We start from the raw sequence: 13,437 nt of genomic DNA, 5'->3' as shown, positions 1-13,437 counted from the left end.
GTAGGCACGGGGCGCACCGCCCCACCCACGATCGAACAGGGAGCCCACCGTGTCGCAGTCGCCCACCACCACCGTGCCGACCACCACCGGGTCGAATCAGTCCGAATCAGGCACTCGCACAGCACTTGTCGTGCTCGCCCACCACCGCGCCGACTCGCTGTCCGCCCATATCGCGCGCCGCGCGGCCGCCCGGCTCACCGCCGCCGGGTACACGATCGACTTCCTTGATCTGCACGCCGAGAACTTCGACCCCCGGATGACCGTGGCCGACCAGCCCGAGTGGGGCAACCGCGACAAGCAGTACGCCCCCGGCACCGAGGCGCATATGCGGCGCCTGCTGGCCGCCGAGGTCGTGGTCGTGGTCTTCCCGGTCTACTGGCAGAGCGTGCCCGCGACGCTCAAGGGCTGGATCGACAGCGTCTGGAACTACGGATTCGCCTACGGCCGCAGCAAGCCGCGCCTGGCGGGCAAGCGCATCCTGTGGCTCGGGCTCGCGGGTGCGACCGCGGGCGACGAGATCATCCCCGGCATGCAGCAGTTGCTGGAAGCCCAGCTCAGCGAGGGACTGGCCTACTACAGCGGCTTCGCCGACTCCCGGGTCGGCCTGCTCCCCGACGCCGAGGACCAGCCGCAAAGCCTGGACGCCGAAGGCAATCTCGTCATCGGCGAGGCGATCAGCGGTGACGCCCGCACCGCGCATTACGCCGCGTTCGAGGCGACCGCCGAGGGCTTCGTCGACGACTTCCTCGCCGCCGAACTGGTCAACGCCTGAGGGCGGGGTCCGCGCGGTGACCGTCACGGTCACCGCGCGATCGGGCCCGAACTAGATACCCGGCAGGGCGCGCAGCAAGACACCGAACAGTTCGGTGTGCGTTCCGGATTCGGCGGCCGCCTTGTCGATGGTGCCGAGTGCGCTCGCGGTGAATTCGGCGCTCTGCTCCGGGACGTAGTTGTCCGGGTCGTCGATGCCGGGCGCGTACTGCGCGAACATGGTCGTCATCGCCTGCAGGAACGGCGCCATCAGCGTGGCCAGGTGCGCGGCGGTGCCACCGGTGGTGCGCACCATCTTGCCGCCCTGCTGGAAGCCGGCGAACATCGAGTACATGCCGCCCAGGATCGCCAGGTCGTACATCGCCGCTGCGCCGAAATCCGCGCCGACGAACTCGGCCCGGCCGAACAGCTCCAGCACCGCGCGGAACCGATCGAAGGCCGCGGTCGCGCCGCTGTAGAGTACGAACGCCGCCGGTCCGCCGATCATCGACGGCACGGCCATGATGCCGCCGTCGATCAGGTCGACCTCGTTGGCCAGCGCCCATGCGCCCAGCGACCGCGCCTGCTCCGGCGTGGTGGTGGTCAGGTTCACCACGGTGCGGCCGCGCAGTTGCGCCGCGGCGGGCTCGATGTGCTCACGCACCGCCGGGTCGTCGAGCACGCACAGGATCACCAGATCCGCAGCCGCCATCGCCTCGGCGGAAGTCGCGGCGAGCACCGCGCCCTCGGCCACGAGCGCCTCGGCCCGCGCCGCGGTGCGGTTCCACACCGTCACCTGGTGGCCACCCGCGAGCAGCGCCTGCGCCAGCGCGGTGCCCATCGCGCCGAGGCCGATTACCGAAACCCGCTGTGCCGTCGCCGAGTTGGTCATGTTTCCCCTTGGTTCGAAGCTCTCGCCGCCGGTCGGCGACGCACTCCTAGATTCGCCCGTAGCGGTACACTTCACAAGTACCGACTATCAAGTCCAATACTCACCGAAAAGTAAGTAAGGCGAAGATGAAGCAGCGAGAGCGTCCGTATTCCTGCGGTATCGATGCCGCGCTCGACGTCGTCGGCGGCAAGTGGAAGGCGCTGATCCTGTGGGCGTTGTCCACCGGGACGCAGCGCTTCGGCGATCTGAAGCGGATGGTGCCAGGAGTGACGGAGAAGATGCTGATCCAGCAGCTGCGCGAGCTCGAGCACGACGGCATCGTCAGCCGGGAGATCTACCCGCAGGTGCCGCCGAAGGTGGAGTACTCGCTCACCGAGCTCGGCGTCTCGCTCAATGCGGCGCTGGTGACGCTCGGCGCGTGGGGCAACGAGCACATGGACCACATCTGCGAGGTCAAGGGTGTTGCGGCGCCGGTGCACTGACAGCTCGACGCGAGAGAGCAGTGCGGTGCCCGTCGATCAACGGGCACCGCGTCGATCTCAGGCCTGGATGCCCCTCCAGGTCTGGCCGGTGATGCGCTCGTAGGCCTCTTCGTACTTGCGCCGGGTCGCCTCGACCACGTCGGCGGGGATCTCCGGGCCCGGGTACTCCTTGTTCCAGCCGGTGGAGGTCGACCAGTCGCGCACGAACTGCTTGTCGAAGGATCGCTGCGCGCGGCCCGGCTCCCACTCGTCGGCGGGCCAGAAGCGCGAGGAGTCGGAGGTGAGCACCTCGTCGCCGAGGGTGAGCACGTCACCGTCCCAGCCGAATTCGACCTTGGTATCGGCGACGATCACGCCCGCCTTCGCGGCATGCTCGGCGCCGCGCGAGTAGATCTCGAGGGTCAGGTCACGCAGCTTCTCGGCGACCTCGCGGCCCTCCTGGTTCACCACATCGGCGAAGCTGATCGCCTCGTCGTGCCCCTCGGCGGCCTTGGTGGAGGGGGTGAAGATCGGCTCGGGCAGCTTGTCGCCGTCCCGCAGCCCCGGCGGCAGCGCGATGCCCGACACGGTCCCGGACTGCTGGTACTCCTTGAGCCCCGACCCGGTCAGGTACCCGCGCGCGATGCACTCGACCTGCACCATCTTCAGCGGCTTGACCCGGATGCCGCGCCCGGCGAACTCGGCGGGCACATCGGTCGCGGAGACCACGTGGTTGGGGATGCCGGTGAAGTACTCGAACCACCAGTTCGACAGCTGGGTCAGCAGCGCGCCCTTCTCCGGAATCGGCGTCGGCAGCACGACGTCGTAGACCGACACGCGGTCCGAGGCAACCAGCAGCAGGGTGTCGCCGTCCTCGTAGAGGTCACGAACTTTCCCGGCGTGCAAATGCTTCAACGTCGAGCCTCCGAATCCTGGGTGGGCGTACTGGGTTCGCCCGGAACTCTACCGGCCCGCCCGGTGACCGGATTCGGCCTGGTCACCGCGACGCGAGGCCGGTCACATTCCGGTCCGGCGCGCTCTCGCCGAGGCCACGGTTCCGCGCCGGTGGCGATCGCGGGTGTGTGCCCGGCCGGCCGCAGCTCCGCCGCGGTGGCGGTCGCCGGGCCGCATCCGGACCGGCCGCAGTCTGTCGGGGTTGCTGGTCAGGCGGTCGCGCGCTCACCATCGGCGACGCGGAACGTGCGGCGGTAGGCCAGCGGGGCGACGCCGACGGCGACCTGGAAGTGCTGGCGTAGCGAGGTGCCCGTCGCGAAGCCGACGCGGCTCGCGATCTGCTCGACCGACAGATCGCTGGCCTCGAGCAAGTGCCTGGCCCTGGCCACGCGTTGCTGGGTGAGCCAGCGGCCCGGACTCATCCCCACTTCGTCGACGAACCGGCGGGCGAAGGTGCGCTGGCTCATTCGCGCGTGCGCGGCCAGTTCCGCCATGGTCAGCGGAAGCTCGAGGTGTTCGAGCGCCCAGTGCCTGGTCGCGGCGGTGCTCGCGACCGCGGGATCGGGGACCGGCTGGTCGATGTACTGCGCCTGCCCGCCCTCGCGCCACGGCGGCACCACGCAGCGGCGGGCCACGTGGTTGGCCACCGCGCTGCCGTGGTCGGCGCGCACGATGTGCAGGCACAAATCGACACCGGAGGCCGCGCCCGCCGAGGTGAGAACGTCACCGTCGTCGACGAACAGGACGTCCGGGTCGAGCCGCACCTGCGGGAAGTGCAGGCGGAACGACTCGGCAAGGCGCCAGTGGGTGGTCGCGGGTCGCCCGTCGAGCAGACCCGCAGCGGCCAGGACGAACGCGCCGGTGCAGATCGAGACGATCCGGGTACCCGGCCGGATTCGCGCGAGCGCGTCCCCGGTCACCTCGCCCAGTCCGGTGACCGACTCGGAGATGTCGCATGCCGGGACCACCACCGTGTCGGCGGTCGCCAGCAACTCGGGTCCGTGCTCGACGGTGATCCGGAAGTCGGCGCAGGTTCGTACCGGCAGGCCGTCCGCGGAACAGGTGAGCACCTCGTAGCGGTCGTCGAGACTGCCGAAGACCCGCTGCGGCGTACCGAGTTCGAACGGATACACGCCGTCGAGAGCCAGAACCACCACGCGATGCATGGCACGATTCTATCGGATGATGACCTTTCTGCCATTTCCCCGGCGCCGCGCACCCGGCACCGTTGACGCCATGACCGACACCATGCGCGCCATCAGCCAGGACACTCTCGGCGGACCCGAGGTCCTGCGCGAGATCGAACTCCCCCGTCCGGCCCCCGGCCCGAGCCAGCTGCTGATCCGCGTCCACGCGGTCGGCCTCAACCCGACGGACTGGAAGCATCGCGCTCTTCCCGGATTGTTCTTGCCCGCACCGCCTTTCGTGCTCGGCTGGGATGTCTCCGGCGTCGTCGAGGCCGTCGGCTACGGCGTCACTCTGTTCGAGCCCGGCGACGAGGTATTCGGCATGCTGCCCTACCCGCACGGGCACGGTTCGCTGGCCGAGTACGTCATCGGGCCCGCGCGTGCCTTCGCTCGCAAGCCGGACAACGTCGACCACATCGTGGCCGGTGCCACGCCGCTCGCCGCGCTGACCGCCTGGCAGGCCCTGGTCGACACCGCGAATGTCCAAGCGGGGCAACGGGTGCTGATCCACGCGGCCGCGGGCGGGGTGGGGCATCTGGCGGTGCAGATCGCGAAGTCGCGGGGCGCGTATGTCATCGGGACGGCGAGCGCCGCCAAGCACGAGCACCTGCGCGCACTCGGCGCCGACGAGCTGATCGACTACCGGGAGGTCGACTTCGCCGAGGTCGTCCACGATGTCGACGTGGTCCTGGACACCCTCGGAGAGGAGAACAGCCGCCGATCCCTGCCGACTCTGCGACCCGGCGGACTGCTCGTCAGCATCCTGGCGAGCACCGGGACCGACCTGCCCGCCGAGGCGGCCCGGCAGGGCGCCCGTTTCGCCGCGCTGCTCGTCGAGGCCGATCATGCCGGGATGCGGGCCGTCGCCGCGCTGCTCGCGTCGGGCGAGCTCAGGCCGACCATCGCCGGGGTGTTCCCGCTCGCCGAAGCGGCGAAGGCGCACGCGCTCGGCGAGACCGACCGGACGCTCGGAAAGCTCGTGGTCACCGTGCCCTGACCAGGCCGGCGCCGCCCGGCAGGTGCGCGGCGGCGCCGACCCGGGGCACGCGGTGGCGGCGAGGCCGGAAACTCGTGAGCGGGGTCCGACGGCAAGTGGCATTGTGGACGCTGATGTGCGCACCGGTGCAGACCGGAACGCGCGACCGTGCCGTGTTCGTCGACGACGAAGGAGATCTATGTCCGCCCCGAATCTCACCCGCGACCAGGCGGTCGAACGCGCCGCCACCGTGGCCGTGCAGAACTATCGGATCGAACTCGACCTCACCGACCAGCCGCGAGGCGCGGGTTCGGCAGTGTCGGACACCTTCGGTTCGAAGACCACCGTCACCTTCACCGCCACGCCCGGCGCGAGCACCTTCATCGACCTGGTGGCGCCGCGGGTGCGTTCGGCCGTGCTCAACGGCACTCCGCTGGATGTGAGCGACTACGACGAGTCGACCGGGATCACGCTGCCCGATCTCGCCGAGACCAACGAGCTCGTCGTCGAGGCCGACTGCGAGTACTCGCACACCGGCGAGGGCCTGCACCGGTTCGTCGACCCGACCGACGACAACGTCTACCTGTACTCGCAGTTCGAGACCGCCGATGCCAAGCGGATGTTCGCCTGCTTCGACCAGCCCGACCTCAAGGCCACCTTCGACATCGTCGCCACCGCACCCGGGGACTGGCGGGTCGTCTCCAACGGCGCCACCGCCGAGGAGCACAAGGTCGGCGCGGTCGTGCGGCACACCTTCGCGACCACCCCGAAGATGAGCACCTACCTGGTCGCCATGATCGCCGGTCCGTACGCGACGTGGACAGACTCCTACACCGACAGCCACGGCGAGATCCCGCTCGGCCTGTTCTGCCGCGCCTCGCTGGCCGAGCACATGGACGCCGAGCGGCTGTTCACCGAGACCAAGCAGGGTTTCGCCTTCTACCACGACAACTTCGGCGTGCCGTACGCCTTCGGCAAGTACGACCAGCTGTTCGTGCCGGAGTTCAACGCGGGCGCGATGGAGAACGCGGGCGCGGTCACCTTCCTCGAGGACTACGTGTTCCGGTCCAAGGTGACCCGCGCGTCCTACGAGCGCCGCGCCGAGACCGTGCTGCACGAGATGGCGCACATGTGGTTCGGCGATCTGGTCACCATGAAGTGGTGGGACGACCTGTGGCTCAACGAGTCGTTCGCGACCTTCGCCTCGGTGCTGTGCCAGGCCGAGGCCACCGAATACACCAGTGCCTGGACCACGTTCGCGAATGTGGAGAAGTCCTGGGCCTACCGCCAGGACCAGCTGCCCTCGACCCACCCGATCGCCGCCGACATCCCCGACCTGCACGCGGTGGAGGTCAACTTCGACGGCATCACCTACGCCAAGGGCGCTTCGGTACTCAAGCAGCTCGTCGCCTATGTCGGCCTGCAGCCGTTCCTGGCCGGTCTGCGTGACTACTTCGCCGAACACGCCTACGGCAACGCCACTTTCGACGATCTGCTGGCCGCGCTGGAGAAGGCGTCGGGCCGTGACCTGTCGAGCTGGGGCGCGCAGTGGCTCAAGACCACCGGCCTCAACATCCTGCGTCCCGACTTCCTCGTCGCGCCGGACGGCACGTTCTCGAGTTTCGCCGTGGTGCAGGAGGGCGCCGAGCCCGGCGCCGGCGAGCACCGCGTGCACCGGATCGCGGTCGGCGTCTACGACGATGTCGACGGCAAGCTGGTGCGCACCCACCGCGCCGAGCTCGACCTCGACGCGACCGGACGCACCGAGGTACCCGAGCTGGCGGGCGTGCCGCGCGGAAAGCTGGTGCTGGTCAACGACGACGACCTCACCTACTGCTCGCTGCGCCTCGACCCCGATTCGCTCGACGTGGTCGTGCAGCGCATCGGTGACATCGCCGATTCGCTGCCGCGCACGCTGGCCTGGTCGGCGGCCTGGGAGATGACCCGCCAGGCCGAGATGAAGGCCCGCGACTTCGTCGCGCTGGTGCAGCGCGGGATCGGCGCGGAGTCCGAGATCGGTGTGGTGCAGCGGCTGCTCATGCAGGCGGCCACCGCCATCTCCAGCTACGCCGATCCGGTGTGGGCCGAGCAGGAGGGCTGGCCCGGTTTCGCCGACCGGCTGCTCGAGCTGGCCCGCGAGGCCGAGGCGGGCTCGGATCATCAGCTGGCCTTCGTCAACGCGCTGACCGGGGCGTTGCTCGCGCCGCGCCACACCGGCGTGCTGGCTCAGCTGCTCGACGGCGATCCGGCCGTGGCGGGGCTGCCCGGGCTCACCGTCGACACCGACCTGCGCTGGCGCATCGTCACCGCGCTGGCGGCGGCCGGGCAGATCGACGCCGACAGTGTCGACTCGCCGACCATCGACGCCGAGCTGGCGGGCGATCCGACGGCGGCGGGCAAGCGCCAGGCCGCCGCGGCCGCCACCGCGCGCCCGATCGCCGAGGTGAAGGAGCAGGCCTGGGCGACGGTGATGGGCGACGACTCGGTGCCCAACATCACCGCCCGCGCCATCGTCGGCGGCTTCGCGCCCGCCGGTCAGGGCGAGCTGCTCGCCCCGTACGTGGACAAGTACTTCGCCGAGATCCCCGCCGTGTGGGAGCGCCGCTCGAGCGAGGTCGCCCAGACCGTCGTCATCGGCCTGTACCCGCACTGGGCGATCACCGAGGACGCCGTCGCCAAGGCCGACGAGTTCCTGGCGGGCGATCACCCGCCCGCCCTCTACCGCCTGGTCTCCGAGGGCCGGGCCGGTATCGAACGTTCCCTGCGCGCACGGGAATTCGACGCCAAGTAGCCGGCTGTCCGAGGGCCCGGTGCTGCGAGTTCGCCGCGCCGGGCCTTCGCGCAGTTCGTACCCGGGTCCGGCGTGCGGCGCGGCTCGCTGCTGTGAGCAGATCTGCTGGGGGCAGCAGCAGCGGCGAATCACGGTGCGCGCGAGGCACCGTGGACGCATGGCACACGACGACAAGACTCCGATGTTCAGCTGGCGGGCCCGCGAACAACTGTTCGGCCGCCGCATTCTCGTGCTCGACGGTCCGCTCGACGACGACAACGGCACGCTGCTCATCACGCAGCTGCTGACTCTGGCGGCACAATCCCCCGAGGCGCCGATCTCGCTGTGGATCCACTCTCCCGGTGGCTCGGTGCCGTCGATGCTCGCGATTCGCGACGTCATGCGGCTGGTTCCGTGCGAGGTGTCCACGCTCGCGCTCGGATTGGCATGCAGCGCAGGGCAGTTCCTGCTGTCCTCGGGCACGCCGGGCCGCCGTTTCGCCCTGCCTCACGCCCGCATCCTGATGCATCAGGGCTCGGCGGGTATCGGTGGCAGCGCGGTGGAGGTCGAGGTGCAGGCCGACGATCTTCGCTACACCGTCGACACCGTCCTCGGCCTGATCGCCGCCGACACCGGCCAACCCTTCGACCGTGTCTACGAGGACTCCCTGCACGACCGCTGGTTCACCGCGACCCAGGCACTCGAATACGGGTTCATCGACCACATCGTCGAATCGTTCGACCAGGTCGTCCCCAACCGCCACCGCATCGGCATCACGGCATAAGGAGTCATCGTGACCAGTTACACCATCCCTAATGTCGTGTCCCAGCATCGCGGTGGTGAGCGGATCACCGACATCTACTCGCATCTGCTCAGCGAGCGCATCGTCTACCTCGGCACGCCCATCGATTCCGGTGTCGCCAACGCGCTCATCGCCCAGCTGCTGCACTTGGAATCCGACAGCCCCGGCCAGCCGATCAGCCTGTACATCAACTGCGAGGGCGGCGATCTGTCGGCGATGCTGGCCGTCTACGACACCATGAGTTTCATCAAGGCGCCCGTGCACACCACCTGCGTCGGCCAGGCCATCGCGGTCGGCGCGGTCCTGCTGGCCGGCGGCGCGGCGGGTCATCGTTCGATGCTCCCGCACACCCGAATCGTGTTGCATCAGCCCGCGACTCGCGGCCAGGGCACCATCCCGGACCTGATCCTGCAGGCCGACGAGATCGTCCGGATGCGTGCGGCGATCGAGGCGATCCTGTCCAAGCACACCGGTCAGACACCGGAGACCCTGCGCCGCGACACCGATCGGGACCGGGTGTTCACCGCCGACACCGCGCTCGAATACGGCCTGGTCGACCAGGTGCTGCACGAACGGGAGTGAATGGCATGGCCGCACCCACTCACGGCGGGAGCGGCCTGTCGTGGTCGTGACAGGCCGCTACTGCTCATGGCGTCGCTGCTGTGCGGCAACGGCGATTCAGCTGTGCGTCACTGCTTTTCGATGCGGTCCAGGTAGGCGCGGCGCACTTCGTCGTCGACCCGGGTGATCGCGGCGTCGTCGTTGGCGGCCTTGCGGAAGACCCGCATGACCGCTTCCGGCACCAGCCCGGACGCATTGGCCGCCAACCCGACATACGACGGCACCGCGGTCTCGGCGGCCCTGGTCTTGACCGTGCGGACCACGGCGTCGGCGATGTCCTCGGGATCGACGGCGGGCAGGATGCCGTAGTCGATGCCGGAGCTCAGTTCGGTGCGCACCGCCGACGGGAGCACCGCGCTCACGCTGACCCCGGTCGCGTCCATCTCCAGCCGGGTTGCCGCCGTCAGCCCGACCACCGCGAACTTGCTGGCGTTGTAGACGGCCAGGCCCTTGATCGGGAACTTGCCCGCCAGCGAGGCCACGTTCACGACATGGCCGTACCCGCGCTCGACCATGCCGGGCAGGGCGAGGCGCATGCCGTGGATGACGCCGTAGACGTTGACGTCCATGGTGAGCTGGTCGATCCGATCGGACTGGTCGAGGAACGCGCCGTTGGGCATCACGCCCGCGTTGTTCACCAGCACGTCCAGCGGTGCGCCACGCCACTTCGCGGCCGCGGCGAGAAACGCCGCGTACGAGTCCTTGTCGGTGACGTCGAGGACATGCCCCATGGCCCGGATGCCGATCTCGTCGGCGGCCTGCACCGCCAGCGCCTCGTCGAGATCACCGAGCGCGACGTAGGCGCCCTTGGCCGCGAAGGCCGCGGCGGTGGCGAGGCCGATGCCGCGTGCGGCGCCGGTGACCGCGACCAGCGCGCCGTCGAGGTCGATTCGTGGGTAACTCATGCCGGTACCGCCATCTCGTCGTCGGTGGTGATGGTGAAGTCGTCGGGGTCGAAGGCGCTGACCCGGCGGGTCAGCTCACCGGTGGACCAGGGCCAGCTGAAACTGTTGCGGCCGTTGGCATCCAGGTAGTAGCTCTGGCAGCCGCCCGCGTTGTAGACGGTGCCGGCCAGCGCGGATTGCACCTGGTCGACATAGCGGGCCTGGACCTCCGGCCGCACATCCAGGATCGCCCAACCCCGCCGCCGCGCGCTCGCGATCGCCGAGACCAGGAAGTCGACCTGGGCCTCGAGAATGGCGAAGGCCGAGGAGTGGCCGGTGCCGAGACTGGGGCCGAGCACGGTGAACGCATTGGGGAAACCGGTGGTGACGGTGCCGAGGTAGGCCTCGGGCGAGCCCTGCCAGTGCTCGGCCATGGTCCGCCCGTCGGCGCCGCGCACGATGTCGGCCAGCGGGGTGTCGAGGATGTGGAAGCCGGTGCCGAGGATGACGGCGTCGACCTCGGCGGTACTGCCGTCGGCGCCGATCACGGTGTTGCCGCGGAACTCGGCGACGGCGGTGGCGTGCACGTCGACGTTGTCCTTGGTCAGCGACTGGAGGTAGCTGTTGGAGAACAGGATTCGCTTGCAGCCGAGCAGATAGTCGGGGGTAAGCTTGGCCCGCAGCTGCGGATCGCGCACCACCGCACGCAGATACGCCGAGCCCACCGACTGCACCGTCTGCATCAGCGGACGCGGATTACGGAACGCGACGCCGAGCCCTTCCATCAGCGTGTACTCCACCGAGCGTAATGCCTTGTGCGCGAAGGGCACCCGGCGCATGACCCGCTTCTCTATGCGGGGCACCGGGTGGTCGAGCTTGGGCAGCACCCACTGGGCGGTCCGCTGGAACAGGTGCAGCGCGACGACCTCCTTCTGGATCTCCGGCACGAACTGCACCGCCGACGCCCCGGTCCCCACCACGGCGACGCGCTTGCCGCGCAGGTCGTAATCGTGATTCCAGCGCGCGGAATGGAACACCTCGCCGGGGAACTCGGCCAGGCCAGGGATCTCGGGCACGCGCGGCTCGTTCCACGGACCGGCGGCCGAGACGACGAAGCGGGCGGTCAGCTCGCCGTCGCCGGTGTCGAGCCGCCACAGCCGCGCGGACTCGTCCCAGCGCGCCCTGAGCACCTGCACACCGAAACGCGTGCGGTCGGCGAGACCGTGCTCGCGCGCAACGCGGTCGACATAGGCGAGGATCTCGGGCTGGGTCGCGAACAGCCGCGACCACTCGCTGTTGGGGGCGAACGAGAACGAGTACAGGCCCGATGGCACGTCGCAGGCACAGCCGGGGTAGGTGTTGGCGCGCCAGGTACCGCCGAAGGTCTCGGCCTTCTCGACGATCAGCACATCCTCGACACCGGCCTCGGCGAGCTTGATCGCGGCGCAGATGCCCGAGATGCCCGCACCGATCACGACCACTTCGTGGTGGCTGCTCATACGTTTTCTCCTTCGACGACAGACACCTGGACCGCGTCGGCGACCCGGGCGGGGACGATGCGGCGGGCGGCGGCCATGGTGGCCTGCCGCCGGGCCGAATCCATGAAGTTGGGGCCCATCACCGCGAGTTCGGCGGGGCCGGGCTCGACCCGGATCACCCGGGTACCGGCGGCGCGCAGCAGCGCCACTTCGCGGTCGAGCCCTCGGGTCATCTGCGCGCGCAGCAGACGTTCGACGCGGCTCAGGCCGGTGGCCGGTGCGCCGCCCGCCGAGGTCATCGGCGCGACGACCACCACCTCGTCGAGGTACAGCGGGGCCAGCAGATCGGCCGACACCGAGGACACCGCACCGCCGTCGACGAAGTTGCGTCCGTCGATCGACACCGGCGGGAACCAGCCGGGGATCGCCCACGACGCGGCGATCGCCGCGCCGAGATCGACATGCGGCGCGTTCTTCGAACCGAAGGCGACCCGCTCGCCGGAGCTGGGGTCGGCGGCGACCAGCCAGGTCGCCGGATGGTCGACCCACCCGCCGCGCGGGGCCAGCGCCCGGCCGAACGCGCGCAGCCAGTTGGCATCGCCGCGGCCCTTCGGCAGGAGCCCGGCCAGCGCGGTGTAGACCGAACCGCTGCGCACACCGGCCCCGACGAGCCCGAGACCGGGCAGCCCGAGCGCGGGCGGCGGTGGCATCGCACCAGGGTCGACGGCCACGTGCTGAGCGAGGACCGGGTCGGCGTCGGGCGCGCCGTCCAGGGCGGCGAGGAGGTCGGCCGGGGTACGCCCGGAGCCGAGCGCGGCGACGATCTCCGCACCCGCCGAGGTGCCGATCAGCACATCGGCGGTGCGGACATCCCAGTCGAGAGCGCGTTCGACGGCGTCGAGGGCGACAGCTGTCCAGGCGAAGCCGAGGATGCCGCCGCACCCGATGGCGAGGCCACGTCGTGTAGTCATAACTCGGATACTAACGGTATTCGAGTTCCAGCGGTACCCCGTTTTGCTACACTTCTGCCGTGGCCAGGATGACGCGCAAGGAGTCGCACGCACTCACCCGCGAGCGTTTGGTCGAGACAGCCAAGCGCCTGTTCCTCGCCGACGGCTACAACGTGACCTCGCTGGAGAAGGTGGCCGCCGAGGCCGGCTTCTCCAAAGGCGCCGTCTACTCCAACTTCGCCACCAAGCACGAACTCGGCCTGGCCGTGATCGATGTCGTGCACGTGGAGCGGGCCCAGTCCCTCGCCGACGCGGTGCTGCCGCACGACACCATGGCGCAGCGGATCGAAGGCTTCGCCCGCTGGGCCGACCAGAACATCGGCGACGTCGGCTGGACGGCACTCGAGGTCGAGTTCGCGACCAGCACCAGGCACATGCCCGAGGTCCGCACCGAACTGGCAGCCCGCCGCCGCTCGATGACCACGGTGCTGGCTTCCCTGATCCAGGTGCAGGCCGACGAGATGGGCTTCGACCTGCCGATCTCGGCCGAAGACGCCGCGCTGCAACTACTCTCGCTCGGTATCGGCCTCGGCGTGCAGCGCGCGATCGATCCGGAGATGCCGGTCAGCGCGCTCGTCGATCAGCTGCGCAGCCTGCTCGAGTCCGTGCGGACGGCCTGATTCGGCAGGATCGGGGTTGCCCGGCGGTCGGG

At 69.7% G+C, this 13,437-nt stretch carries 13 protein-coding genes; 7 read left to right on the top strand and 6 right to left on the bottom strand.

Annotated elements, in window-relative coordinates; genetic code table 11:
• The first annotated feature begins 49 nt into the window (after positions 1-49).
• The gene (locus IEY60_RS25235; protein WP_189032966.1) at positions 50-772 is read left to right on the top strand and encodes an NAD(P)H-dependent oxidoreductase; all 723 of its coding nucleotides are present in this window, start codon (positions 50-52) and stop codon (positions 770-772) included.
• A gap of 51 nt (positions 773-823) precedes the next feature.
• Here IEY60_RS25235 and IEY60_RS25230 read toward each other — a convergent pair whose 3' ends face one another.
• Positions 824-1,717, bottom strand: a complete 894-nt coding sequence (locus tag IEY60_RS25230; protein ID WP_268241491.1) for an NAD(P)-dependent oxidoreductase — start codon at positions 1,715-1,717, stop codon at positions 824-826.
• 50 nt (positions 1,718-1,767) lie between these two features.
• Here IEY60_RS25230 and IEY60_RS25225 point away from each other — a divergent pair, with 50 nt between their 5' ends.
• A complete protein-coding gene (locus tag IEY60_RS25225; RefSeq protein WP_189032964.1) occupies positions 1,768-2,124 on the top strand; it encodes a winged helix-turn-helix transcriptional regulator in 357 nt (118 codons plus the stop codon).
• A gap of 57 nt (positions 2,125-2,181) precedes the next feature.
• Here the strand turns inward: IEY60_RS25225 and IEY60_RS25220 are convergent, their stop codons facing one another.
• Together IEY60_RS25220 and IEY60_RS25215 are read right to left on the bottom strand one after the other, a co-directional pair.
• Complete coding sequence (locus tag IEY60_RS25220) at positions 2,182-3,018, bottom strand: phosphoribosylaminoimidazolesuccinocarboxamide synthase (protein WP_189032963.1); 837 nt, start codon at positions 3,016-3,018, stop codon at positions 2,182-2,184.
• Between the two features lie 248 nt (positions 3,019-3,266).
• Positions 3,267-4,223 carry a GlxA family transcriptional regulator gene (locus IEY60_RS25215; protein WP_189032962.1) on the bottom strand — a complete coding sequence of 319 codons (957 nt, stop codon included), beginning with the start codon at positions 4,221-4,223 and terminating at the stop codon, positions 3,267-3,269.
• 70 nt (positions 4,224-4,293) lie between these two features.
• On the opposite strand from IEY60_RS25215, the gene IEY60_RS25210 reads away from it, so the two are divergent.
• The 4 genes from IEY60_RS25210 (at position 4,294) to IEY60_RS25195 (ending at position 9,374) form a co-directional block, all read left to right on the top strand.
• The gene (locus IEY60_RS25210; RefSeq protein ID WP_189032961.1) at positions 4,294-5,241 is read left to right on the top strand and encodes an NADP-dependent oxidoreductase; all 948 of its coding nucleotides are present in this window, start codon (positions 4,294-4,296) and stop codon (positions 5,239-5,241) included.
• A gap of 178 nt (positions 5,242-5,419) precedes the next feature.
• Positions 5,420-8,011: an aminopeptidase N gene (gene pepN / locus IEY60_RS25205; RefSeq protein ID WP_189032960.1), complete on the top strand. Its 2,592-nt coding sequence runs from the start codon at positions 5,420-5,422 to the stop codon at positions 8,009-8,011.
• A gap of 157 nt (positions 8,012-8,168) precedes the next feature.
• Entirely contained in the window at positions 8,169-8,774 is a 606-nt protein-coding gene (locus tag IEY60_RS25200) for a ClpP family protease (protein ID WP_189032959.1), read from the top strand.
• A 9-nt stretch (positions 8,775-8,783) separates the two neighbouring features.
• The gene (locus IEY60_RS25195; protein ID WP_189032958.1) at positions 8,784-9,374 is read left to right on the top strand and encodes a ClpP family protease; all 591 of its coding nucleotides are present in this window, start codon (positions 8,784-8,786) and stop codon (positions 9,372-9,374) included.
• A 107-nt stretch (positions 9,375-9,481) separates the two neighbouring features.
• Here IEY60_RS25195 and IEY60_RS25190 read toward each other — a convergent pair whose 3' ends face one another.
• Genes IEY60_RS25190 through IEY60_RS25180 form a run of 3 tightly spaced genes read right to left on the bottom strand, consistent with a single transcriptional unit; the run spans position 9,482 to position 12,746 of the window.
• Positions 9,482-10,318, bottom strand: a complete 837-nt coding sequence (locus IEY60_RS25190; protein ID WP_189032957.1) for an SDR family oxidoreductase — start codon at positions 10,316-10,318, stop codon at positions 9,482-9,484.
• Entirely contained in the window at positions 10,315-11,796 is a 1,482-nt protein-coding gene (locus tag IEY60_RS25185) for a flavin-containing monooxygenase (RefSeq protein ID WP_189032956.1), read from the bottom strand. The genes IEY60_RS25190 and IEY60_RS25185 overlap by 4 nt, the downstream gene beginning before the upstream one ends.
• Positions 11,793-12,746, bottom strand: coding sequence for a patatin-like phospholipase family protein (locus tag IEY60_RS25180; RefSeq protein WP_189032954.1), 954 nt, complete (start codon positions 12,744-12,746; stop codon positions 11,793-11,795). The genes IEY60_RS25185 and IEY60_RS25180 overlap by 4 nt, the downstream gene beginning before the upstream one ends.
• A 68-nt stretch (positions 12,747-12,814) precedes the next feature.
• Between IEY60_RS25180 and IEY60_RS25175 the strand changes: the two genes are divergently transcribed.
• Entirely contained in the window at positions 12,815-13,405 is a 591-nt protein-coding gene (locus IEY60_RS25175; protein WP_229740153.1) for a TetR/AcrR family transcriptional regulator, read from the top strand.
• Positions 13,406-13,437: the final 32 nt, after the last annotated feature.

The organism is Nocardia rhizosphaerihabitans, from assembly GCF_014646295.1.
GTDB lineage: Bacteria > Actinomycetota > Actinomycetes > Mycobacteriales > Mycobacteriaceae > Nocardia > Nocardia rhizosphaerihabitans.
Note: the sequence above shows the minus strand (reverse complement) of the source record. Positions and strands in the feature narration are given on the sequence as shown.